A 21,595-nucleotide genomic window follows, 5' to 3' on the forward strand; every position below is an offset into this window, starting at 1 on the left:
GCCCCCCTGCGCAGTGGGGCGAGGCCTTGGGTTGGATCACTCGGAATGCTCGAGTGGTACGACGTCGAGCTGGTGTTGACGCACCGGCTCGTCGCCTCGTTTATTCACTGCGCGGGATTTACTTCCCCTCTCCAAGCTCAAACGGCTTGAAGCGAATAACCTCCTCGCCCAGCCATTCGTTGATTTGCAGCAGGCGCGCCTGCAGCGGCTCCAGTTCATTCAGCCCCCACACCTGAGCGGCCTCGCGCATCGAACCAAAGCCCCCCGAGTTCTGCGGCACGATGCCCATCAGTTGCGGATAAATACGCAAGGCTGCGAGCAGATCGTCGCGACTGATATTTTTGATCGAGCCAAAGTCATCCTTGGCCGCGACTTCGCTGATCGGGATCAGTTGGATGCCGTCTTTCTTCCCACCAGGTGCATACATGAACAGGTTGCGGAAGTTGCCCGGGCCTTTGCTGCTCTTCATGGCGCTGCGCAGATCCGTGACGAAATCTTCGTTCTGCGCGGCATCGGTCATGTAGAGGATGAAGCCGGCATGACTGCCGTTCTGGTAATACTTGCGCCGGAACAAGGTCGCCGCCTCGTTCAGCAGCGCGCTCTGCAGCGCCGACAGCCACTCAGGCAATCCATATATTTCCTGGTTGATGTCCGCCTCCCGCAGGTGGCAGATGCTGTCTTTGCGAAATTCGTGTTCATCCCGCCAGCCACGCACCTGGAAGTAACTCCCCTCCTCGATGCCGCGGCGGACGAACTTGGCCATCGCCGGCAACAAGCCGAGCGCCTGGCGCAGCATGTTGTCGCGCTTCTCCAGGTAGGTGTTGCCACACCAGATGAAATCCAAGGCGACCTGTTCGAATGCCTGGCGGCTCAACAGCTTGTGAGGGATGAAAGTCCGAGCCAGGGCATTGCGCTTGAAGTTGAGCCCCGACTGCAGGTACACGCTGGCCCGGGTCGACTTGGCCAAGCCGTCCAGCGACAGCGGCGGTTCGTACCAGCGCCCGTTCGACCAGCACTCCAGGTAATCGAGAATCTCGCGACCATCGAGCACCGGTACCGGATCGCCGAAGGTGAATGCATGGGCCTGACTCTGCGCAGGCAGCGCCTCAACCAGATCGGTAGTCATCAACAAATCTCCATGATGCCGGTGTTGGCAGCTGTCTGCCCTTCCAGCGGCTCGTTGTGCAGGGCGTGGAACAAGGCCCACGCCAAGTCGGCGTGACCGGTTTCGTCGTTACGACCGGCCGTGTAAGTGAACTGCCGCCCGGAGGCGGTGATGGTTTTGCGGATGGCCATCAGGCTGGAGGCCATGTCGGTCCAGCCGGCATCGAACTCCAGGCGTCCGTTCTTGATCACGTCGTAAGCCTTGAGCACCAGACGGGTTTTCACTTCGGGCGAGTAGCTGAACGTGGTGACGGCCGGGAAGAACTGGCGCACCAGCTGGGCCACGCCGCTGCCCAAACCAGTAACGTCGACGCCGATGTAGGTCACCCAGTAGCGCTTGGTCACCTGGCGGATGGCCTCGGCCTGCGCCGCGAAGTCCATGCCCCGGAACTGGTGACGCTCGAGCACGCGGAACTTGCCACCCGGTACCAGCGGCGGAGCTACTACGATCAGACCCGCGCTGTCGCCGGTTTCGGCTGGGTCATAGCCAACCCAGACCTGCCGATCACCGAAGGGACGTGCGGCGAACGGTTTGTAATCCTCACCCCACTCCACCCAGCTATCGACCATGCAGGGCTGAAGCATTTGCAGCGGGAAGATCGAGGCGCCGTCGTCGACAAACTGGCACATCAGCAAGTTGGCGAATTGCTCAGGGTTGTACTCGAAGCGCAACTCTTCCAGGTCGAACAGATCGCAACCTCGTTGCTCGGCATCGAGGATCGTCACGATCTGGCGCCAGATGCGGTCCTCGCACAGCCGGCCCTGCCCCAGGGCGTCGTGACTCACATCCAACTTGAGGTGTTGGGCTGTCGGTTTGCCCTTGTTGAAACGCTCCCCGGTCCACAGCTTGTAGGCCTCATGGGCCATGCTCGACGGGGTCGAAAAGTAGGTCTTGCGCCAGTGCTTGTGCAGCGCCATGCCCGAGGCGACTTTGTTGAGCTCTTCGAATTTGTGGGTCCAGAAGAATTCATCGAAGTAGAAATTGCCCGATCGGCCTTGGGCTGTGCGGTAGTTGGTACCGAGAAAGTGCAGCTCGGCGCCGTTGGCCAGCACGATCGGATCACCCGTCAATTGCCGGCCCAGCACATCACTGACAAACGCCTGCATGTAATTCTTGAACTGGTGGGCCTGCGCCTTGCTGGCGGATAGGAAAATCTGGTTACGCCCGGTCTTGAGCGCATCGATCAATGCCTCTCGAGCGAAGTAGTAGGTCGCCCCGATCTGCCGGCTCTTGAGCAACATTCGGGTGCGCTGATTCATCGACCGGTACCAGTCAAGCTGATACTCGAAGCAACCATCTCGAAAGGCTTCTTCCAACTTCTCGAAGTCTTCCTCGGAGAAGTCGTTACGCTTGGGTTGTTTCTTGGGCTCAGCGTTACGCGCGGCCAACTTCGGATTGAGGTCGGTCTCGGTGCCGCCGCCCTGGAATCGCTGAATGCGGGCCTGCCGCTCCAGTTGCCGATGCAGCAGGTCTATTTCCTTGAAGTCACCGCCGGTCTTGCCATCCTTGAGGATCAGTTGCACCAGGCGGGCTTCGAGTGCGCCGCCAATGCGCTCGACGTTGTCGGCCCGGTCCCAATCGTCGCGGGCCTTCCAGGAGTGGATGGTTTTCTCTTTCTCACTCAGGAAGTCGGCAATATCGGTGACGCGCCAACCCGTCCAGTACAAAAACTTGGCCTGGCGGCGTGGATCCATCGGTGGGTGGGTGGCTTCATTCATGACGCAGATGCTGCCGTCACGCGCGCGAAGCCCCTAACCCCGAGACCTGTAGGCCTACCGGCTACAGGCCAGCATCATTGCCCGCCGTGCGCGCGCTGCCGACCATGGCCCCAACGCTACCTGCTACCGCAGCCAACGCATTGAGGCCTCTCCCATGAAAAAGAAATTTCGCTCCAAGTGGACTCGCATCGCCGTCGAAGGCGCTACCACCGATGGGCGCAACATTGAACGCAGCTGGATCGAGGATATGGCCAGCACCTACAGCCCCAACACCTACGGTGCTCGAATGAACTGCGAGCACATCAAGGGTTACATGCCTGGTGGTGAATTCGGCGCCTATGGCGACGTGCTGGCACTGAAGGCCGAAGAAGTCGACATCGCAGGCGTTAAGAAGCTGGCCCTGTTCGCTCAACTTCAGCCCAACGACGCGCTGCTCGCGCTGAACAAAGCAGGCCAAAAGATTTACACCTCGATCGAGGTTCAACCCAAGTTCGCCGACACCGGCAAGGCCTACCTGGTGGGTCTGGCAATTACCGACACGCCGGCCAGCCTGGGCACCGAAGCACTCTCGTTCAGCGCCAAACATGGCACCTTCACCAGTCGGAAAACCCACTCGGACAACCTGTTTACCGCCGCCGAAGAGGTCGCGCTGGAGTTCGAAGAGGTCAGCGAGCAGCCCCAGGTGTTTGCAGGCCTCAAGGAAAAAATGAACGGTCTGTTCGCCCGCCTTAAAGGCAAGGACGACGCCGACCAGGAGCAATTCGCCGAACTGGGCACCTTGATCAGCCAGCTCACTGACGCCGTGGGCAGCACCCTCGACGCCAATGAAAAAGCCAAATCCGATCTGCAGGCACTGACCGGCAAACACGAGGCGCTGGCAACGAAGTTTGCGGACCTCGAAACCAAGCTCGGCAAAACCGCTGATCACAGCCAACAGCATCGCCCTCAGGTCACCGGTGGCGAAAACCAGGTGCTGACCCAGTTCTGACCCCAGCCTTTCTTCGGAGAACCCTATGCGTAATGAAACTCGTCAGGCCTACACCGGCCTTTTGCAACAAGTCGCCAAGCTCAACGGCGTCAGCTCGGCAGCGGAATCCTTCACGGTCACCCCTTCGGTGCAACAGAAGCTGGAAACCGCCATTCAAGAGGCCAGCGACTTCCTGAAAAAAATCAACGTCATCGGCGTGGACGAAAAAGACGGCGAAGCCATCGTTCTCGGTGTTGGCAGCTCCATCGCGGGCCGTACCGACACCAACCAGAAGGCCCGTACTCCACGTGATGTAAGTGCCTTGAACAAGGACACCTACAGCTGCAAAAAGACTGACTTCGACACCGCTATCCCGTATGCCCTGCTCGACGCCTGGGCCAAGTTTCAGGACTTCCAGGCACGCCTGTCGGGCGCCATCGTCGAACGGCAATCGCTCGACCGCATCATGATTGGCTTCAACGGTACCAGTGCCGCCGCCGACACCAATCGCGCAACCAACCCGCTGCTGCAGGATGTCAACGTCGGCTGGATTCAGAAGTACCGCACCAATGCGCCGGAACGGGTAATGAGCGAAGGCGCGGTCGCGGGCAAGGTCACCATCGGCGCCGGCGGCGATTACAAGACACTTGATGGCCTGGTCTATGACGCCATCCAGTTGCTGGACCCATGGCACCGCAAGCGCCCGGATCTGGTTGTCCTGGTCGATCGCAGCCTGCTGCACGCCAAGTTCCTGGCCAACATCGAAGGCGCTTCGGACAACGAGAACGAACTGGCGGCGTCGCAGATCATCGCCAAGGCTCGCCTCGGTGGCCTGCCGATTGAAGATGCCCCGTTCTTCCTGGACAAGGCGATCATGGTCACCACCTTGAAGAACCTGTCGATCTACTGGCAGATCAGCGCTCGCCGTCGTCACATCAAGGACGAGCCGGAGTGGGATCGCATCGCGGACTACCAATCCTCCAACGACGCCTATGTCATCGAGGACTTCGGTCTGGGTGCCGTGGTCGAGAACATCGAAGAGGCATAAGCCATGGCGCTCTCACTCGCTCAGCGTCACCGGCTCCGCGTTCTCGCGGAGCTGGAAGCTGCCGCCGCTTCCCCCTTGACCAGCATGGCCGGTGCCACGGCCTACGAGCTTCAACTGGCCCAGCTACTGCAGGACCGGCTGCGCCTGAAAAACATCGAGGGCAATGAGCGCAAGGCCGCGCTCAAGATCGAGCTGCTGCCGACTTACGAGCCCTACATCGAGGGTGTCCTGGCCGGCGGCAACGGTGCCCAGGATGAAGTGATGACCACTCTCATGGTCTGGGCGATCGACGCCGGGGCATTCCCCCATGCCTTAAAGATCGCGGGCTACGTGCTCAAACACAACCTAATCATGCCCGACCGTTTTGCGCGCAGCACCGGCTGCCTGATTGCCGAAGAGGTGGCCGAGGCTGCCCTCAAGGCACAGAAAGCCGGCGGCGCGTTCGACCTGCAAACACTGCTCGACACCGAGGAGCTGACGCGGGAGCGGGACATGCCGGATGAAGCCCGCGCCAAGCTGCATCTGGCCATCGGCCGAGCGTTGGCAGCACAGGTTACGGATGAAACCCCGACCGCCGAGCAAATGGAGACGCTCAAGGAAGCCCGGGGCAACCTCACCCGAGCGATTGCCTTGCACACCTCCTGCGGCGGCAAAAAGGATCTGGAGCGCGTTGACCGCCTCCTGAAAAAACACGCTGGCCCAGCCAGCTAACCGAGCGTTCCCACGCAACCCCGGCGGCTCGGGTCGGATCAGCGGGTTTTCTCCTTTCCTTGCTGTGAAGTCCCGACCACCGCCGACCTATTCAAGGCATTGATTGGCCAGGAGCCAGAACATGAGCGGCTTTATTGCGACCGGCACCACGCCCAGCGCGACCGAGCCCCACCCGATCAGCAATGACGGGTGGTGGCCCGATCTCGACGGCGAAAACGTGCGCGCTGCTCTGCGTCTCGACGCCAGCATCAGTTCCATGCGCCTCGAGGTCGCCCTGGTCAACGCCATCCTCAGCGTTAACCGCGAGCTCAGCGACTATCAGGCGGCACAACACGCACTCGGTTACACCAATCTGGAAGCCGTACCCGGGCCGTTGATCCAGAACCTGTCGCGTCCACTGCACCTTTACTTGCGGGCCGTCTATTGCACCGCTGGTGCTGAGCTGGCCGAGCGGTACCGCAGTTACGACAGCACCAACGAAGGCAGCAGCAATGCCGACGAACTCACCCCCAGCGTTGATGAGTACCGCCGCGATGCGCGCTGGGCGATGCGCGATTTGAGCGGTATCTCACGCGCCACCGTGGAGTTGCTCTGATGATTGATTGCAAACGCATCGACTGGAACGAAATCAGCCGCCTGGGCCTGCTCGAGCGGATCAACCGGGAAATCATGCACCCGCTGGGTTTGGCGGTTTGCCGCATCCCGGAGACGGGTATTTCACCTGGTGCATTGGTTTCGCCTGATGGGGAGTTTGTGTACGCCGATCCGATCACCCCGGAACTCAAGGAACACGCGTGATGGCGACCAGCCTGCGTGCCAACCAGGGCGACACGGTCGACGCCATTTGCTGGCGGATCTATGGGCGCACGGCGGGTGTCACCGAAGCCGTGCTCGAGGCGAACCCCGGGTTGGCCGACCTCGGAACGACTCTGCCACACGGCACCCTGGTGCAACTGCCCGACGCAGCGCCGCAAGCCGAGCAGCGCCAGATGGTGAACCTATGGGACTGACTCAAACCGCCCACCACTTGGGCATCGAAAAGCTTTCTACCTCCACCTTCGGACAGCGGAATTATGCGCATGCCTGACAAACCGGATACATGGGCCTGGCTCGCGGCCTGGCTCGAACAAAACTGGCCCGCCATCTACTCCGGTGGACTCGCCGCCATTATCGCCGCCCTGCGGATCATGTACGGCGGCGGCACCCTGCGTCGCGTGGCGTTGGAAGCCCCGTTGTGTGGCGCACTTGCCTTGGCCTGCAGTCACGGTTTGTCCCTGCTGGGAATCCCGGCGACGACGGCGCCATTCTTCGGCGGGGTCATCGGACTGCTGGGCGTCGAGGGCACCCGCGCCCTGGCCAACCAATTCTTCAAGCGCAAGGTGGAGCAGGTATGACAACCCTTCGTCATGGCGACCGCAGCCAGGATGTTCGCGTGCTGCAACAACGCCTCAACCAAACCGGCGCTGACCTCTATGTAGACGGTCATTTCGGCGACGCCACCGAAATCGCGGTGCGCAACTATCAATCAAAAATCGGACTGGTCAGAGACGGGATCGCCGGCCCCAAGACCCTCGCCGCATTGGCCGGTGCCGATTGTTCCTGCCTGTTGCGCCACTCCACGCTGGCAACCGCTGCTGCGCGGCTCGGCATCGAACTGGCAGCCATTCTCGCGGTGAACGAAGTGGAAAGCCTGGGCTCGGGCTTCCTCGATAACGGCAAGCCCAAGATCCTCTTCGAGCGGCACATCATGTACCGGCAGCTCGTCAAACCGCGCCACCCAGATGACGACGCGGCTGCACTCAAGGCCCATGCCGACGAGCTCGCGGCCACCCAACCCCACCTGGTCAACCCGCGCGCCGGCGGGTACGTCGGTGGCACGGCCGAACATCAGCGCCTGGCCAATGCCAAGCTGATCGACGAGACCTGTGCACTGGAATCGGCCAGCTGGGGCGGTTTCCAAATCATGGGGTATCACGCGGTGCGATTGGGCTACGCCAGCGTGCAAGAGTTCGCCACCCGCATGGCCAAGGACGAAAACGAGCAGTTCGAAGCGTTCGTACGCTTTCTCGAGGCCGAGCCAGCGCTGGTGAAAGCGCTCCAGGCCAAGAAGTGGGCGGCGTTCGCCAAGGGCTACAACGGACCCGATTACGAACGCAATCTCTACGACACCAAGCTGCAGCGCGCCTATCAACGACACGCTTCCAGCTGCCCAATGCCGGAGGCCGCATGATCGATATCGACGCAATACAACGCTTGAACGTCCAGGACGGCGATCTGCTGGTGGTGCCACCGGACAGCGATCAGCACGACATGGAGCTGCTGATCAATGCGCTTTACGTCCAAATGCCAGGCCGCAAAGTCATCATCATTCGCGGCCCGGTGCAGCAAATGGATGTGGGTGATATGAACAAACTCGGCTGGTACCGCGCGTGAGTACTTTGCGCCAGTTCCTCTATGGCGCTGCCCTGTTCGGTGCCTTGGCTTTGCTGATATGGACCCAAGAGCTGCGCATCAGTGTTGCCGACAAGAACACGGAACTGGCAACGCAAGACGCCAAAACTGCCCGCGAAGACGCCGACCGCAACCTAGCAACCGCCAAGACTCTGCAGTCCACCCTGGAGCAGGAACGCAGCGCGCAAACCACTCTGCGCACCCAGCAGGATCAGCTGCGCCAAGGTTTGGCAAAACGCGAACTCACCATTGAGGCTCTGAAACGTGAAAACGCCGAACTACGCGATTGGGCTGCCCAGCCTTTGCCTGATGCTGCTCGCCGGCTGCGCGAGCGCCCCGCCCTCACCGGCGCCGACGCTTATCGTCAGTGGCTGTCCGGCCGTGGTGCCGTGCAGCCTGCCGGCGAGCAGCCCAACCCATAACGGCGGGCTACTCACCGATCAGGATCGCGCCGAGGCGGCATGGGCTGATTGTGCTGCCCAGGTCGACATGGTCTTTCGTCATCAACTCAAGCAGGCCGCCAAGCCATGAACAAACCGGAATCCCTGCGCAAACATCTGCTCGACTCGATTCCCGAGCTCAGACACAACCCCGACCGCCTGCTGGTGTTCATCGACAACGGCACGATGCGCAGCACCGCTGCCCCGGGTTTGTCGTTTGAATATGCCTACACCCTCAATCTGATCCTGACCGACTTCGCCGGCCACCCTGATGCAGTCGCCATTCCGCTGTTCGCTTGGGTGCTGGTCAATCAGCGGGAGTTGATGGAGAACCTTGAACGTGGCAAGGATGCGATCGCGTTTGAGGCCGATGTCCTGGACAACAGCAAGGTCGACCTTTCGATCAAACTGCCCCTCACCGAGCGAGTCATCGTCAAGCGGCAGGATGACGGTAAGTTGGTGGTCAACCACCCGGCCGAGCCCCTTGTTGACGATGAACAATTCACCGTTGCCGGCGTCACGGTGACGACTTCCGATGGCGAATTTCTCGCCCAATGGGGCCAGCCGTGACCCAGGACCTGCAGGCGCTCGAGGATTGGGCCACCGTTCTGTTGAACCGGCTCGACTCAAATGAGCGGCGCAAGTTTATGGGCTCCTTGGCCCAGGAGCTGCGCCGGACCCAGCGACAGCGCATCACCGCCCAGCGCAATCCGGACGGCACCGCGTTTGCCCCACGAAAGCCCAAACAGACGCTGCGGGGCAAGCAGGGACGGATCAAGTCGAAAATGTTCACCAAGCTGCGCACCGCCCGTTACCTCAAGGTGCAGAGCTCGGGCGTCGGGTTCTCGGTCGAGTTCCTGGGCAGGGTGGCCCGCATGGCCCGCGTCCACCAGTACGGCCTGAAAGACCGTCCGGAACGCGGACAAGCCGATGTCCGATATGAAGCGCGTCAGCTGCTCGGATTCACCGAGCAGGAACTCGAAACCATCCGCAACGCGGTAATCGATCATCTCGCTGGTTGACCGGTTCCTGTAGCACGCCCCGCTACACGAACCGACCAGTGCGGCTCGCACGCGCGAGCGTCACCATCGGCGACATGGAAAACCTCACCGATCTAATCCGCCGCCTCGAAAACCTGCTCCGTGCCGGCACCATCGCCGCCATCGATCCGGAAGCCCCACGCTGCCGAGTGAAAACTGGCGGACTGATGACCGGCTGGCTGCCATTTTTCTCCCCGAGGGCCGGTACCGACAGCGAGTGGGATCCGCCCAGCGAAGGCGAGCAGTGCCTGGTGCTCTCGCCTTCAGGCAATCCAGCGACCGGCTTTGTCCTTTACGGCATTTTCAGCGATCAGTTCCCGGCGCCGGACAACAACCTCGCCCGCCGACGTCGGAAGTACCGCGATGGCGCCATCGTTGAGTACGACACCGAGAGCCACACATTGACCGCCACGCTGCCTGCCGGTGGCACCGCCAATCTGACCGCCCCAGGCGGTGTCAACATCACCGGCGATGTACACATCACCGGAAATGTAGCCGTCGAGGGCTTGCTCAGCGCAACTGAAGACGTCACCGCCGGTGCGCAGAACATCAGTCTGGTAAACCACCGCACCAAAGGCGTCATGAAGGGCACCGATGTCTCCCTGGAGCCGACACCATGATCGGAATGAACCGGGCCACCGGCCGCGTCATCGCCGGCAACGACCAGTTGAGCCAGTCGATTGCCGACATCCTCACCACCCCGATCGGCACGCGTGTCATGCGCCGCGAGTACGGCAGCCTGCTGGTCGACCTCATCGACTGGCCCACCAATAACGCCACGCGCCTGCAGGCCTATGCCGCGACCGCGATGGCCCTGATGCGCTGGGAGCCGCGGATTCATTTGAGCCGTGTGCAGCTGAGCCTGGGTGAACAAGCCGGACAGACGATTCTCGACATCGAGGGCACTCGGGTAGACACCAACGAACCGCTCAACTTGCGCGTACCGCTGGCGATGGGAGCCACCGCATGAAGACTTTCACGCCGATTAACCTGGCGCAGCTGCCAGATCCCGACGTGGTCGAACAGATCGACTACGAGCAGATCCTTGCCGAGCGTAAGGCCTACACGGTGAGCTTGTGGCCCGCCGAGCAGCAGGCTGAAGTTGCCGCCACCCTCGCACTTGAGTCGGAGCCGTTGACCAAACTGGTCCAGGAGAACGCGTACCGCGAAACTGTTTGGCGTCAACGGGTCAATGAGGCGTGCCTGGCCAACTTGCTGGCCAAGGCGAAAGGCAATGACCTGGTGCAACTGGCCGCCAACGTCAACGTCCACCGGCTTGTTGTCATTCCGGCCGATCCCACAGCAGTCCCGCCCGTTACGGCGGTGATGGAATCGGATGAAAGCTTGCGCGAGCGCGCACAAATGGCCTGGGAAGGCCTCTCTACTGCTGGCCCACGTAACAGCTACATCCTGCACGCGCGCAGCGCCGATGGTCGTGTGGCCGATGCCTCAGCCGAAAGCCCGTCCCCTGCCGTGGCGGTCGTCACCGTGCAGGCGCTGTTGGGCGACGGCACTGCCCCACAGGATTTGCTGGATATCGTTTTTGACTATCTGAGCGACGAAGATCGGCGTCCGGTGGCCGATCGTCTCACCGTGCAATCAGCGGAGATCCTGCCCTACACGGTCGATGCCGTGTTGTACCTGGCCACCACCGGCCCCGAGGCTGAGCCGATTCGTGCAGCAGCCGAAACCAAACTCGCAGCGTTCGTTTCGCAGCGTCGGCGCCTGGGCGTTGAAATCTCGAAGTCCGCCATCCATGCCGCCCTGCACGTCGAGGGCGTTCGCAAGGTAGAGCTCAATGATTGGATTGACCTGGCCCCTACCACCGCCCAAGCGGCGTATTGCACCGGCGTGACAGTGATAGTCGGGGGGCAACTGTGAGCACTCTATTGCCACCCAATGCCAGCCAGCTCGAGCAGCTCGCCGCACAAGCGTTGGCTCGCATCGAGCGTGTCCCCATTCCGATCCGCGACCTGGTCAATCCCGATCGTTGCCCTGTCGACCTACTGCCCTACCTCGCCTGGGCGTTTTCCGTAGACCGGTGGGATTCCAACTGGTCGGAGGCGACCAAGCGCCGAGTCATCAAGACCTCGTACTACGTCCATTCCCGTAAGGGCACCATCGGCGCCCTGCGACGCGTCGTCGAGCCGCTGGGCTACTTGATCGAGGTGCTGGAGTGGTGGCAGACGGTACCTGAAGGCGTTCCTGGCACCTTTGCCCTGAAGGTCGGGGTACTCGACACCGGCATCACCGAGGAGATGTACCAGGAGCTCACCTGGTTGATCGAAGACGCCAAACCCCTGACACGTCATCTGACCGGATTGGCCATCAGCTTGGAAACCTCGGGCGGCTTTCACGTCGCCGCCGCGCTTCATGAAGGCGACGAAATCGATGTTTACCCACCGGAGCCGCGAGACATCGAAGTCTCGGGCGTTATCGGTCGTGGTGGGCGTGACCACACAATCGACACTCTGGAAATTTACCCATGATCGACCAGACCTCGCAGTTCTTCGCCATCCTGACCAATGTCGGCGCCGCCAAACAAGCCAACGCCGATGCCCTGGGCATTCCCTGGAAGATCACCCAGATGAGTGTGGGGGATGCCAATGGTACCGACCCGATCCCGGCCGCCACTCAAATCGCCCTGATAAATGAACGGCGTCGGGCTCCGTTGAATCAGCTCAAGGTTGATCCTGCCAATAGCGCCATCATCATTGCCGAGCAAGTTATCCCGGCCGAGGTCGGTGGCTGGTGGATCCGCGAGATCGGTTTGTACGATGCCGACAACGACCTGGTGGCAATCGCCAACTGCGCGCCGTCGTTCAAACCGCTACTCACGCAAGGATCTGGTCGCACGCAAGTCGTACGCATGAACCTACTCGTTAGCAACAGCAGCACCGTCGAACTCAAGATCGATCCGAGCGTGGTGCTAGCGACCCGGTCGTATGTAGATCAAAAAGTCCTCGATGAGCTGAACAAGCAGGACTTTAAGCATTCGGTATTGGCAGCTACCACCGGCCCGGTGGCATTGAATGGCCTGCAGATCATCGATGCCGTGCAGTTGACCGGCGACTCACGGGTGCTGGTAAAGCATCAGGTCGCGTCCAAAGATAATGGTCTGTACAACGTGTCAGCAGCGGGGGTATGGACACGCAGCGCGGATGCCGACAGCAGTCTGGAGGTAACTCCCGGCATGTTCGTGCATGTCGAACGCGGCACGCTCAACGGCGACAGCGTTTGGCAACTGGTAACGGATGGGCCGATTGTCCTGGGCGTTTCGGATCTGCTGTTTGAAATGGTCAGCGGGCGCACGGGCATCAACGCCGGCACCTACCGCAGCGTGACCGTTGACAAGTACGGTCGAGTCATTGGCGGCACCAATCCAACCACGCTGACGGGTTACGGCATCGACATCCCGACGCAGGCCGAAGCCGAGGCGCAGGCCGATCAGGACAACACCAAGCCCATGACCGCCTTGCGCGTGTTCCAGGCCATCGCCAAGCGGTTAGTTCAGGCGACCGAATCCGCATTCGGCTGGGCGAAAATTGCGACGCAGACGCAGACCAACTCGGGCGCCGATGACACCACTATTGTCACGCCGAAAAAATTCTCTGCTGGAATTGCGGCGTTGGTTATTCAGGCGACTGAAGTGGTCAAGGGCATTGCCAAAGTAGCGACCTTGGCGCAGGTCAATGCGGGATCAGGTGATGACGTCATGGTCACGCCGTACAAGATGCGTTTGGGTTTTACGGTGAGTTTCAACGCATCAGGTTATGTCGTGTTTCCGTCTTGGCTCGGTAGCTTAATCATTCAATGGACCAGTTCGGCGTCGATCGCACCAGGTGCAACGGGCGCGGCTTATTGGCCTATGGCCTTCCCGGTGGGCTGCATTTGGGCGCTCGCGGCGCCTTTGGGTAACGCTGGGAATGGCAACGCTGGCAATGTTGTGGCGGGAGGTGTGTCGCCTGTTGCGGTGAACTTGTACAACTGGGGCGGCTCGATTAATTCGCCGGCCCGCGTCATTGGAATTGGAGTCTAAGTATTGAAACGATTCTATAGTCAGACCACGCAAACGACCTATCTTGAAGGCCTGCACAGGACCATGCCAGCTGATGCGAAGGAAATCAGCGATGGTCGCTATCTAGAGGTCCTCGCCAATCCCGAGCCCGGCAAGGTTCGCAGCCATGATGCTGACGGGTTGCCGATCCTGATCGACCCACCGCCCGAGGATCTGGCCGTGCTCGAACGATCCTGGCGCGACAGCGAAATTCAGCGCGTGCAATGGATTCGTGACCGGCACCGCGACGAGCGCGAGCTGAACCGGCCGACCACCATTACCTCGGAGCAGTTCGCCGGCTTGCTGGACTATATGCAGGCACTGCGCGATTGGCCCGAGCAAGCGGCGTTTCCGGCCGAGATAGGACGCCCGTCGCCGCCGGCCTGGATCGCCGAGCAGACCCAATAATCGCCGTACACAGCCTCGCGTCAGCGGGGCTTTTCCTTTCAGCACTGCACGTGCTTGTTGTGCCAGCCCTTCCTACAACCCCAGATGCTCGCTGCTGCATCGCGCGCGCGTCACCCTGCGTTTCATCGCCACCAACGCGCAGGAATCACCATGGCAACTGACTACCATCACGGCGTCCGAGTCGTCGAAATCAACGAAGGCACCCGCCCCATCCGCACTATCGCCACGGCAGTAGTCGGCATGGTCTGCACAGCAAGCGACGCGGACCCGGTCGCATTCCCACTGAACAAGCCCGTTCTGCTCACCGACGTGCTGACCGCCAGCGGCAAGGCCGGCGAGCTCGGTACGCTGGCTAAAAGCCTGGACGCCATCGCCGACCAGGCCAGCCCGGTAACCGTTGTGGTACGGGTGGAAGAAGGCGCGACCGAAGCAGAAACCACCTCCAACATCGTAGGTAGTGTGAGCGCCAACGGACAGTACAAAGGCCTCAAGGCGCTGCTCGCGGCCGAAGTCCAACTCGGTGTGCGTCCGCGCATACTCGGGGTGCCAGGTCTGGACTCACTGGCCGTCACCACCGAGCTGGTTGGCATCGCGCAGAAGCTCCGAGGTTTTGCCTATGCCAATGCCTGGGACTGCGAGACCGTCTCCGAGGCGATCGCATACCGCGAGAACTTCGGTGCGCGGGAACTGATGACCATCTGGCCGGACTTCATTAACTGGGACACCACGACGAATGCGGATGCCCCCGCCTCGTCCATCGCCCGCGCGCTGGGGTTGCGCGCCAAGCTTGACGAGCAGGTCGGCTGGCACAAAACCCTGTCCAACGTGCCGGTCAACGGTGTGTCTGGGCTGAGCAAGGACATCTACTGGGATCTGCAGAACCCAGCCACCGACGCCGGCCTGCTCAACGCAGCTGACGTCACCACCTTGATTCGCCGCGAAGGCTTCCGTTTCTGGGGCTCGCGCACCTGCAGCGACGATCCACTGTTTGCCTTCGAGAACTACACCCGCACCGCCCAGGTACTCGCCGACACCATGGCCGAGGGCCAGTTCTGGGCGGTGGACAAGCCCATGCACGCAAGCCTGGTGCGCGACATCGTCGAAGGCATCAATGCGAAGTTCCGCGAGCTGGTACGCCTGGGCTACCTGATTGGCGGCGAGTGCTGGTACGACGAGGCCGCCAATGACAAGGACACCCTGAAGGCCGGCAAGCTGTACCTGGACTACGACTACACGCCGGTACCGCCGCTGGAAAACCTGAACCTGCGCCAGCGCATCACCGATCGCTACCTGGTCGACTTCGCCAGCCGCGTCAACGCCTGATCACCCATTCACCCGCGCGGCCTCGGCCGCGCCGTAGGAGAGCGCCCCAATGGCCCTGCCAAAAAAGCTCAAGAACATGAACCTCTTCAACGACGGCGTCAGCTACGTCGGCCAGTCGAAGAGCGTCACCCTGCCCAAGCTCGGGCGCAAATTCGAACAGTTCCGTGGTGGTGGCATGGACGGCCCGGTCAAGGCCGACCTCGGCCACAGCGACGACGGCATTCAGCTGGAATGGACACTCGGCGGCTGGGACCTGACCGCACTGCGTCAATACGGCGCCGTTTCTGCCAGTGGCGTGATGCTGCGTTGGGCTGGCTCCATTCAACGCGATGACACCGGCGACGTTTCGGCCGTCGAGGTCGTTGTGCGTGGTCGCCATGAAGAAATCGACATGGGAGATGCCGAGTCCGGTGAGGACACCGAGCACAAGTTCACCACCACCTGCAGCTACTACAAGCTGTCGATCGATGGAAACGTGGAAGTCGAAATCGATCTGCTCAACTTCATTTTCAACGTCAACGGCAAAGACATGCTGGCTGAACACCGCAAAGCCATCGGCCTCTAGCCGTGCCACCCAAGGCGGCTCCCCTCCCCCACTCTCAGGACATCACCATGCCAACGCCAGAAAAAGCTCCACAAAAGAACCCCAATGTTGAAGACGTCACCCTGGATACTCCGATCAAGCGCGGTACCGAAGAAATCACCTCCGTCTCGTTGCGCAAACCCATGTCGGGCGAGCTGCGTGGCGTGAGCCTGTCGGACTTGCTGCAGATGGATGTCCTCGCCTTGCGCAAAGTCCTGCCGCGTATCACCAGCCCTGCGTTGACCGATTTTGAACTCGGGCAGATGGACCCGGCCGACCTGGTGCAGATGGCCACCGTGGTGACAGGTTTTTTGCTGCCGAAGTCGGCGAAGGTGGATGCGTCCCTCGTTGCGTAGATGACGCCATGGCGGACATCGCTGTGATTTTCCACTGGGGGCCAGCGGCCATGGATCCGCTGTCCCTCGCTGAATTAATGGAGTGGCGCGAGCGCGCCCGGGTAAGAAGCGGGGCGAAAGATGACTGACAAGCTGCAGCTCCAAGTACTGCTGTCGGCGGTCGATAAGGTCACCGCCCCCCTGAAGAGGATCAGCAATGGCAGCAATGCCACCTCACGTGCGCTCAAGGAAGCACGCGACCAGTTGAAGGCGCTCAACGCACAGCAATCGGACATTTCCAGCTACACCCGCCAACGCGAGGCCGTGCGCCAAACCTCGGAGGAACTGGCCAAGGCCCAGGACAAATTGCGCCTGTACCGCGAGCAACTCAAAGGCATGGACGCCCCCTCGGCGGCTTTCCAGAAAACCTTTGTCAACGCCACCGCAGCGGTGGAAAAGCTCAAGAACAAGCATGGTGAGCAACGCGCCGAATTGCAGCGCCTGATCCCCCTGGTCAAATCCACCGGGGCTGATACCCGCGATCTGGGCAGCACGGAACGCCGGCTGAAAACTGATATCGAGGCGGCGAATCAAGCCATAAAGACCCAGCGTGAGCGGTTGGCCGCCCTGGGCAAGCAGCAAGAGCGCGTGTCCAGGTTGCAGCGCAGCTACAGCAAAGGGCGGGAATTTGCCGGCAATGCGGCAGTAGCAGGCGCCAGTTCTGGCGCCACCGGTGCCGCCGTGGGCCTGCCGATCCTCGGCATGGTGAAAAGCTATTCGAGCTTCGAGGATGCGATGGCCGGGGTGGCCAAGCAGGTCGACGGCGCACGCGACGACAATGGCAAGCTCACACAGACCTACTACGACATGGGCGCTGCCATCAAAAAAATGGCCGAGCAAATCCCCATGGCCACGACCGATATCGCCGCCCTGGTCGAAGGGGGCGCGCGCATGGGCGTCCAGGGCAAAGACAACCTGCTCGAATTTGCCCGTGTCGCTGCGACGGCTGCTACCGCGTTTGAACTGCCGGCCGATCAGATCGGTGAGAACCTGGCTCGGATCGCCGACCTGTACAAACTGCCGATCCAGAACGTCAGTCAACTCGGCGACGCCATCAACTACCTGGACGACAACGCCAAATCCAAGGGCGCCGATATCATCGATGTCATGCAACGCACGGCAGGCATCACGGCCTCGGTGGGCATGTCGTTCAAGGACGCCGCCGCGTTGGGTTCGACGTTCCTCACTTTGGGCTCTTCAGCCGAGGTTGCCGGCACGGCCACGAACGCCATGATCCGCGAGCTGGCGATCGCAACCAATCAACCCAAGCGCTTTCAGGAAGGGTTGGCAGCCGTTGGACTGGAAGCGAAGGCCGTCCAGGAGGGGATGGCAAAAGACGCTACGGGCACCATCCAGAAGGTGCTGGATGCCATCAACAAGTTGCCCAAGGGCGAACAATTGAGTGTGACCACGCAGTTGTTTGGCAAGGAATATGGCGACGATGCCGCCAAGCTGGCCAACAACATCGGCGAATACCGACGCCAGCTTGAGCTGGTCAACAGCGTCAAGGGCGCGGGTTCGATGCAGCGTGAGGGCGACATCAAAGGCGAGCAGCTGTCCGCCCGCTGGCAGATGTCGCAAAACCGCATGTTCAACCTCAGCAGCGCGATGGGCGAAACACTGCGGCCGACGCTTGTGGCCCTGGTCGATAGCTTCAACAACGTGCTCGAGAAGGTGAATGCCTGGGCTCAGGCGAACCCCGGCCTGGTCAAAGGCATTCTGACCGTTGCCGCCGGCATTGCCGCTGTGGCCGCTGGCTTCGGCGCCGCCGCGCTGGCCGTCGCGGGTGCCTTAGGACCGTTCCTGGCTGTACGTTATGGGTTGTCGTTGATCGGTATAAGACTGCCTTCCGTACTCAGCTTGTTGGTCAATTTGGGCAGCAAAGTTCTGCCGTTGGTGGGCCAGGCCCTGTTGTGGATTGGCCGACTGTTCATGGCGAACCCGATCGTCGCCGCTGTTGCTGCCATTGCCACGGCCGCGTACCTGATCTACGCCAACTGGGACAAGGTAAAAGCCTACCTGGGCTCGCTGTGGGTTGAGCTGAAGCAGGGCTTCAGTGGTGGCATCGCCGGCATTCTGCAGATCCTGGTCAACTTCAGCCCACTCGGCCTGTTCTACCGCGCCTTCGCCGGTGTGATGAGCTACTTCGGGGTTGAGTTGCCGGGGAAATTCACCGAGTTCGGCGGCATGATCATGGCCGGCCTGGTCAACGGCATCACAGCTGCAGCGGGCAGCGTGAAAGACGCCGTGGTTGGAGCGGGTGAAAACACCATTGGCTGGTTCAAGGAAAAACTCGGCATCCACAGCCCCTCCCGCGTGTTCGCTGAACTGGGCGGCTTCACCATGGCCGGTTTGGCTCAGGGCCTTTCCGATGGTGAGGGTGGTCCACTGGCCGCTGTCGCCGGTGCCGGCAAACGACTGGCCCAAGCCGGCGCACTGGCCATTGGTATGGGCAGTGCCGGCGGCGCGATCGCCGTCGACAATCGAGCGCCCATTTCCACTTCTGCAGCACCGCTTGCACAGGCTGCGGGCGATCAGATCGTCATCAACATCCATCCAGCCGCGGGGATGGATCCGTCTGCCATTGCGCGAGCTGTCGCGGCCGAACTGGACAAGCGCCAGAACGCCAAGCAGGCGCGGGGACGCAGTTCCCTTTACGACCAGGAGTAATCACCCATGATGATGGCCCTCGGCATGTTCGTCTTCACCTTAGAAACTCTGGTGTACCAGGAGCTGCAGCGGCAGACCGACTGGCGCCACGGCACCACATCACGAATCGGGACCAATCCTGCCCGTCAGTTTCTCGGCCGTGGTGAGGATGCCATCACCCTACCTGGTGTCCTACTGCCGGCATTGTCCGGAACACCACTGAGCCTCGACACCCTGCGTGTGATGGCTGACACCGGAAAGACCTGGCCGCTCATTGAGGGCACCGGGCGGATCCTTGGAACGTGGGTCATCGAGAGCATCAACGAAACTAGGACGCTCTTTTTCACCGACGGTGCCGCCCGCCGCATCGAGTTCACCATTGCGCTCAAGCGCACCGACGACGGCCGTGCCGACATCCTCGGCGCTGCAGCGAGCACCGCAGGAAACATCCTCAGGAGTGTTCTGTGATCGATCAGGCCCTCAACCAGGTCAATGCCTACCTTGACAGGGCGAAAGAGGCCTACCGCGATGCGACGGCCTACCCTCGGCCGATCTGCCGCGTCGTGGTCGATGGCAATGACATCACGGCGGCGATCGAGGCGCGTTTGATCAACATCGAGCTCACCGACAATCGCGGGATGGAGGCGGACCAACTGGACGTGACCCTGTCTGACCATGACGGCATGCTGGCCATTCCGCCCAAGGGTGCAGTCCTGCAAGTTTGGTTGGGCTGGAGTGATACCGGCCTGGTCGACAAAGGCACCTACACCGTCGACGAGACCGAGCACAGTGGGGCACCTGACCAACTCAGCATCCGCGCCCGTAGCGCCGATCTACGTGCGGGGCTGAAGGTCAAACGGGAACGCAGCTGGCATGGCCAGACATTGAAAGCTGTCATCGAGGCAATTGCAGGGGCATACGGGCTCGGCGCCGTAGTCAGTGCCGCCTTCAGTGCCCTCAACCTTGCGCACCTTGACCAAGCCAATGAGTCCGATGCCAATCTGCTCAGCCGCCTGGGGCTCGAGAACGATGCCATCGCTACCGTGAAGGCGGGCCGTCTACTGTTCATGCCTATCGGGAAATCCACCACCGCCAGCGGGCTACACCTTCCCCACATCACCCTCACCCGCCAGGATGGCGATCAGCACCGGTTCCTTCAGGCTGATCGCGACAGCTACACGGGTGTGCGTGCTTTCTACTACGAGGTGAATAGCGCCGAGAAAAAAGAGGCCATTGCCGGCGGCGGGGAAAACCTGAAAGACCTGCGCCATACCTACACTGACCAGAAAAGTGCACTGGTGGCCGCTCGCTCGGAAATGAGCAGGCTGCAACGTGGTACCGCGACACTCAGCTATACCCTGGCGAGGGGCCGACCCGATCTGACGCCCGAGCTGACCTACTCCCTGGTTGGCATCAAGCAAGAAATCTCTGACGTGGTGTGGTTGGGCGGAAACGTCAAACACAGCTTCTCGCCGGATTCGTTCACCACCAGTCTCGAACTGGAGTCCAAGCTACCGGACGACGACGGCGTGAATGAACTGGCTGACAATTCGGACAATTACACAGGAATCGTGGCGTGGTACCGCGACGATAAGACGGGAGAGCAAAAGCAACTCACCGAGGGCGACCAAAGCAAGCCGAGACGGTTAGCTCATCTCTATGAGAGTAAGTCTTCAGCGAAACGGGCAGCAGAGAGGGAGAACAAGCGGCTTCAGCGTTGAGGCCGGGGCGAGTCGCTCGAGCAATTAACAGCCACCATGGCTTGCAATACCGAAAGCATCCGCTCCTGGTCATCCACAGATAGCCGCCGGTAGCCAACGAGCAGATCAAGCTCCAATTTCGTAATGGGCTCGACTGCCGATACTCCGGCGATCTTCGGGAGAGAGGGGATATGAATCAGGTCCATCGCTTGCAACGCTCCATAGCTGTATGTGCATACAGTACATTTCTCCGTCGCGTTCGCCAATGGGCTGCAGGCTCGGAAACAAAAAAGCTCAGCCTGAGCTGAGCTTTTTGAGTTGCGATTCGAACCTCGTTCCCGTCTTGGGTTAGACCTGCTTCGCCTTCAAATCCACAAGCAACCTGTCGATATTCGGTTGTTTGTAGTACAGACTTTCGAAGTCTTTGGTCCAGTTATCCACCTGAATCTTGCCCATCTGTTGTGGGTCAACGAGATCCGAAAAATCGTTCACCTGGATGAATTTTTTTACAGCCGCCAAGGCTTGCGCACGGGTGACAGTGATATCGACAGCAGGTCCCTTTAGTTTTCTGGTGCCGCCATTTTTGATATCAATCTCGAGTGGAGCGGCCGTGACCTGAACAGCATCAGCAGAGGTGTGCACAAAAGTTCGAAACACGCCATAAAGCGCAGCGCGCTGCACTTCATAACGAACATTTTCTGGCAAATCACCAGGTACAACGTGGGGAGAAAACTGTACATGCAGGGGTTTGGCGGACAAGACTTTGAAGGTGCCATTCTCCTCAGAGAAATCCCCAAAGTCCTCGACCATCGCCGGAAGGCTATCAAAATGCTGCGGCTCCAGAGCGTGAGCCGTAACTGATAAGGTCGAAAACAGGGCAGTGGCCAGCACAAGCTTTTTTGCAGTCCTAAGCATTTAATCGGATTCCTTATTCGAGTAT

General features: G+C 60.7%; 28 protein-coding genes and 1 pseudogene. 26 read left to right on the forward strand and 3 right to left on the reverse strand.

What is annotated here, in order from left to right; genetic code table 11:
* Positions 1-118: 118 nt before the first annotated feature.
* Together D8V06_RS27610 and D8V06_RS27615 are read right to left on the reverse strand one after the other, a co-directional pair.
* Positions 119-1,126 (reverse strand): phage portal protein, encoded by a 1,008-nt coding sequence (locus D8V06_RS27610; RefSeq protein WP_130932204.1) that lies wholly within the window; start codon positions 1,124-1,126, stop codon positions 119-121.
* Positions 1,126-2,883 carry a terminase ATPase subunit family protein gene (locus D8V06_RS27615; protein WP_130932205.1) on the reverse strand — a complete coding sequence of 586 codons (1,758 nt, stop codon included), beginning with the start codon at positions 2,881-2,883 and terminating at the stop codon, positions 1,126-1,128. The genes D8V06_RS27610 and D8V06_RS27615 overlap by 1 nt, the downstream gene beginning before the upstream one ends.
* Before the next feature lie 154 nt (positions 2,884-3,037).
* On the opposite strand from D8V06_RS27615, the gene D8V06_RS27620 reads away from it, so the two are divergent.
* The 26 genes and pseudogenes from D8V06_RS27620 (at position 3,038) to D8V06_RS27740 (ending at position 20,676) form a co-directional block, all read left to right on the forward strand.
* A complete protein-coding gene (locus D8V06_RS27620; RefSeq protein WP_130932206.1) occupies positions 3,038-3,871 on the forward strand; it encodes a GPO family capsid scaffolding protein in 834 nt (277 codons plus the stop codon).
* Between the two features lie 25 nt (positions 3,872-3,896).
* Positions 3,897-4,898 (forward strand): phage major capsid protein, P2 family, encoded by a 1,002-nt coding sequence (locus tag D8V06_RS27625; RefSeq protein ID WP_130932207.1) that lies wholly within the window; start codon positions 3,897-3,899, stop codon positions 4,896-4,898.
* A 3-nt stretch (positions 4,899-4,901) separates the two neighbouring features.
* On the forward strand, positions 4,902-5,609 hold the full coding sequence (gpM, locus tag D8V06_RS27630; RefSeq protein ID WP_130932208.1) for a phage terminase small subunit: 708 nt from the start codon (positions 4,902-4,904) through the stop codon (positions 5,607-5,609).
* 121 nt (positions 5,610-5,730) lie between these two features.
* Positions 5,731-6,204 carry a head completion/stabilization protein gene (locus tag D8V06_RS27635; protein ID WP_130932209.1) on the forward strand — a complete coding sequence of 158 codons (474 nt, stop codon included), beginning with the start codon at positions 5,731-5,733 and terminating at the stop codon, positions 6,202-6,204.
* A complete protein-coding gene (locus D8V06_RS27640) occupies positions 6,204-6,407 on the forward strand; it encodes a hypothetical protein (protein ID WP_056852170.1) in 204 nt (67 codons plus the stop codon). Before D8V06_RS27635 ends, D8V06_RS27640 begins: the two co-directional genes overlap by 1 nt.
* On the forward strand, positions 6,407-6,619 hold the full coding sequence (locus D8V06_RS27645; RefSeq protein ID WP_130932210.1) for a tail protein X: 213 nt from the start codon (positions 6,407-6,409) through the stop codon (positions 6,617-6,619). The genes D8V06_RS27640 and D8V06_RS27645 overlap by 1 nt, the downstream gene beginning before the upstream one ends.
* Before the next feature lie 69 nt (positions 6,620-6,688).
* Entirely contained in the window at positions 6,689-7,003 is a 315-nt protein-coding gene (locus tag D8V06_RS27650) for a phage holin, lambda family (RefSeq protein WP_056852168.1), read from the forward strand.
* A complete protein-coding gene (locus D8V06_RS27655) occupies positions 7,000-7,839 on the forward strand; it encodes an N-acetylmuramidase family protein (RefSeq protein ID WP_130932211.1) in 840 nt (279 codons plus the stop codon). Before D8V06_RS27650 ends, D8V06_RS27655 begins: the two co-directional genes overlap by 4 nt.
* Positions 7,836-8,042: a hypothetical protein gene (locus D8V06_RS27660; RefSeq protein ID WP_130932212.1), complete on the forward strand. Its 207-nt coding sequence runs from the start codon at positions 7,836-7,838 to the stop codon at positions 8,040-8,042. The genes D8V06_RS27655 and D8V06_RS27660 overlap by 4 nt, the downstream gene beginning before the upstream one ends.
* Positions 8,039-8,482 carry an Rz-like lysis system protein LysB gene (gene lysB / locus D8V06_RS27665; RefSeq protein WP_130932213.1) on the forward strand — a complete coding sequence of 148 codons (444 nt, stop codon included), beginning with the start codon at positions 8,039-8,041 and terminating at the stop codon, positions 8,480-8,482. The genes D8V06_RS27660 and lysB overlap by 4 nt, the downstream gene beginning before the upstream one ends.
* Positions 8,397-8,591: pseudogene (gene lysC, locus D8V06_RS30975) on the forward strand (Rz1-like lysis system protein LysC); the annotation flags it as partial. The gene lysB and the pseudogene lysC, both read left to right, overlap by 86 nt.
* Positions 8,588-9,070, forward strand: coding sequence for a phage tail protein (locus tag D8V06_RS27670; protein ID WP_130932214.1), 483 nt, complete (start codon positions 8,588-8,590; stop codon positions 9,068-9,070). The pseudogene lysC and the gene D8V06_RS27670, both read left to right, overlap by 4 nt.
* Entirely contained in the window at positions 9,067-9,522 is a 456-nt protein-coding gene (locus tag D8V06_RS27675; protein WP_130932215.1) for a phage virion morphogenesis protein, read from the forward strand. The genes D8V06_RS27670 and D8V06_RS27675 overlap by 4 nt, the downstream gene beginning before the upstream one ends.
* Before the next feature lie 38 nt (positions 9,523-9,560).
* Complete coding sequence (locus D8V06_RS27680) at positions 9,561-10,160, forward strand: phage baseplate assembly protein V (protein ID WP_241667871.1); 600 nt, start codon at positions 9,561-9,563, stop codon at positions 10,158-10,160.
* The gene (locus D8V06_RS27685; protein WP_130932216.1) at positions 10,157-10,510 is read left to right on the forward strand and encodes a GPW/gp25 family protein; all 354 of its coding nucleotides are present in this window, start codon (positions 10,157-10,159) and stop codon (positions 10,508-10,510) included. The genes D8V06_RS27680 and D8V06_RS27685 overlap by 4 nt, the downstream gene beginning before the upstream one ends.
* Positions 10,507-11,421 carry a baseplate J/gp47 family protein gene (locus D8V06_RS27690; protein WP_130932217.1) on the forward strand — a complete coding sequence of 305 codons (915 nt, stop codon included), beginning with the start codon at positions 10,507-10,509 and terminating at the stop codon, positions 11,419-11,421. The genes D8V06_RS27685 and D8V06_RS27690 overlap by 4 nt, the downstream gene beginning before the upstream one ends.
* Entirely contained in the window at positions 11,418-12,029 is a 612-nt protein-coding gene (locus tag D8V06_RS27695; protein ID WP_130932218.1) for a phage tail protein I, read from the forward strand. Before D8V06_RS27690 ends, D8V06_RS27695 begins: the two co-directional genes overlap by 4 nt.
* Entirely contained in the window at positions 12,026-13,579 is a 1,554-nt protein-coding gene (locus D8V06_RS27700) for a phage tail protein (RefSeq protein WP_130932219.1), read from the forward strand. The genes D8V06_RS27695 and D8V06_RS27700 overlap by 4 nt, the downstream gene beginning before the upstream one ends.
* A 3-nt stretch (positions 13,580-13,582) precedes the next feature.
* On the forward strand, positions 13,583-14,005 hold the full coding sequence (locus D8V06_RS27705; protein ID WP_241667872.1) for a phage tail assembly chaperone: 423 nt from the start codon (positions 13,583-13,585) through the stop codon (positions 14,003-14,005).
* A gap of 150 nt (positions 14,006-14,155) precedes the next feature.
* Positions 14,156-15,328 (forward strand): phage tail sheath protein, encoded by a 1,173-nt coding sequence (locus D8V06_RS27710; protein ID WP_130932220.1) that lies wholly within the window; start codon positions 14,156-14,158, stop codon positions 15,326-15,328.
* 49 nt (positions 15,329-15,377) lie between these two features.
* Positions 15,378-15,893: a phage major tail tube protein gene (locus D8V06_RS27715; RefSeq protein WP_130932221.1), complete on the forward strand. Its 516-nt coding sequence runs from the start codon at positions 15,378-15,380 to the stop codon at positions 15,891-15,893.
* A 47-nt stretch (positions 15,894-15,940) separates the two neighbouring features.
* The gene (locus D8V06_RS27720; RefSeq protein ID WP_130932222.1) at positions 15,941-16,267 is read left to right on the forward strand and encodes a phage tail assembly protein; all 327 of its coding nucleotides are present in this window, start codon (positions 15,941-15,943) and stop codon (positions 16,265-16,267) included.
* 8 nt (positions 16,268-16,275) lie between these two features.
* Positions 16,276-16,395, forward strand: a complete 120-nt coding sequence (locus D8V06_RS27725; RefSeq protein ID WP_130932223.1) for a GpE family phage tail protein — start codon at positions 16,276-16,278, stop codon at positions 16,393-16,395.
* Positions 16,388-18,976, forward strand: coding sequence for a phage tail tape measure protein (locus D8V06_RS27730; RefSeq protein WP_130932224.1), 2,589 nt, complete (start codon positions 16,388-16,390; stop codon positions 18,974-18,976). The genes D8V06_RS27725 and D8V06_RS27730 overlap by 8 nt, the downstream gene beginning before the upstream one ends.
* A gap of 6 nt (positions 18,977-18,982) precedes the next feature.
* Entirely contained in the window at positions 18,983-19,423 is a 441-nt protein-coding gene (locus tag D8V06_RS27735; RefSeq protein WP_130932225.1) for a phage tail protein, read from the forward strand.
* Positions 19,420-20,676 (forward strand): phage late control D family protein, encoded by a 1,257-nt coding sequence (locus tag D8V06_RS27740; RefSeq protein WP_130932226.1) that lies wholly within the window; start codon positions 19,420-19,422, stop codon positions 20,674-20,676. The genes D8V06_RS27735 and D8V06_RS27740 overlap by 4 nt, the downstream gene beginning before the upstream one ends.
* A 327-nt stretch (positions 20,677-21,003) precedes the next feature.
* On the opposite strand, the gene D8V06_RS27745 is transcribed toward D8V06_RS27740, so the two are convergent.
* Entirely contained in the window at positions 21,004-21,570 is a 567-nt protein-coding gene (locus D8V06_RS27745; protein ID WP_130932227.1) for a hypothetical protein, read from the reverse strand.
* Between the last annotated feature and the right edge of the window lie 25 nt (positions 21,571-21,595).

The sequence above is a fragment of the Pseudomonas sp. Sample_24 genome, from assembly GCF_004307605.1.
Classification (GTDB): Bacteria; Pseudomonadota; Gammaproteobacteria; order Pseudomonadales; family Pseudomonadaceae; genus Aquipseudomonas.

Coding starts and splice junctions, on each gene's coding strand:
- D8V06_RS27715 (WP_130932221.1), top strand. CDS start 15,378: ATGGCCCTGCCAAAAAAGCTCAAGAACATGAACCTCTTCAACGACGGC.
- D8V06_RS27685 (WP_130932216.1), top strand. CDS start 10,157: ATGATCGGAATGAACCGGGCCACCGGCCGCGTCATCGCCGGCAACGAC.
- D8V06_RS27660 (WP_130932212.1), top strand. CDS start 7,836: ATGATCGATATCGACGCAATACAACGCTTGAACGTCCAGGACGGCGAT.
- D8V06_RS27720 (WP_130932222.1), top strand. CDS start 15,941: ATGCCAACGCCAGAAAAAGCTCCACAAAAGAACCCCAATGTTGAAGAC.
- D8V06_RS27700 (WP_130932219.1), top strand. CDS start 12,026: ATGATCGACCAGACCTCGCAGTTCTTCGCCATCCTGACCAATGTCGGC.
- D8V06_RS27655 (WP_130932211.1), top strand. CDS start 7,000: ATGACAACCCTTCGTCATGGCGACCGCAGCCAGGATGTTCGCGTGCTG.
- D8V06_RS27745 (WP_130932227.1), bottom strand. CDS start 21,570: ATGCTTAGGACTGCAAAAAAGCTTGTGCTGGCCACTGCCCTGTTTTCG.
- D8V06_RS27645 (WP_130932210.1), top strand. CDS start 6,407: ATGGCGACCAGCCTGCGTGCCAACCAGGGCGACACGGTCGACGCCATT.
- D8V06_RS27635 (WP_130932209.1), top strand. CDS start 5,731: ATGAGCGGCTTTATTGCGACCGGCACCACGCCCAGCGCGACCGAGCCC.
- D8V06_RS27730 (WP_130932224.1), top strand. CDS start 16,388: ATGACTGACAAGCTGCAGCTCCAAGTACTGCTGTCGGCGGTCGATAAG.
- D8V06_RS27615 (WP_130932205.1), bottom strand. CDS start 2,883: ATGAATGAAGCCACCCACCCACCGATGGATCCACGCCGCCAGGCCAAG.
- gpM (WP_130932208.1), top strand. CDS start 4,902: ATGGCGCTCTCACTCGCTCAGCGTCACCGGCTCCGCGTTCTCGCGGAG.
- D8V06_RS27620 (WP_130932206.1), top strand. CDS start 3,038: ATGAAAAAGAAATTTCGCTCCAAGTGGACTCGCATCGCCGTCGAAGGC.
- D8V06_RS27610 (WP_130932204.1), bottom strand. CDS start 1,126: ATGACTACCGATCTGGTTGAGGCGCTGCCTGCGCAGAGTCAGGCCCAT.
- D8V06_RS27640 (WP_056852170.1), top strand. CDS start 6,204: ATGATTGATTGCAAACGCATCGACTGGAACGAAATCAGCCGCCTGGGC.
- D8V06_RS27670 (WP_130932214.1), top strand. CDS start 8,588: ATGAACAAACCGGAATCCCTGCGCAAACATCTGCTCGACTCGATTCCC.
- D8V06_RS27710 (WP_130932220.1), top strand. CDS start 14,156: ATGGCAACTGACTACCATCACGGCGTCCGAGTCGTCGAAATCAACGAA.
- D8V06_RS27725 (WP_130932223.1), top strand. CDS start 16,276: ATGGCGGACATCGCTGTGATTTTCCACTGGGGGCCAGCGGCCATGGAT.
- D8V06_RS27690 (WP_130932217.1), top strand. CDS start 10,507: ATGAAGACTTTCACGCCGATTAACCTGGCGCAGCTGCCAGATCCCGAC.
- D8V06_RS27625 (WP_130932207.1), top strand. CDS start 3,897: ATGCGTAATGAAACTCGTCAGGCCTACACCGGCCTTTTGCAACAAGTC.
- D8V06_RS27650 (WP_056852168.1), top strand. CDS start 6,689: ATGCCTGACAAACCGGATACATGGGCCTGGCTCGCGGCCTGGCTCGAA.
- D8V06_RS27735 (WP_130932225.1), top strand. CDS start 18,983: ATGATGATGGCCCTCGGCATGTTCGTCTTCACCTTAGAAACTCTGGTG.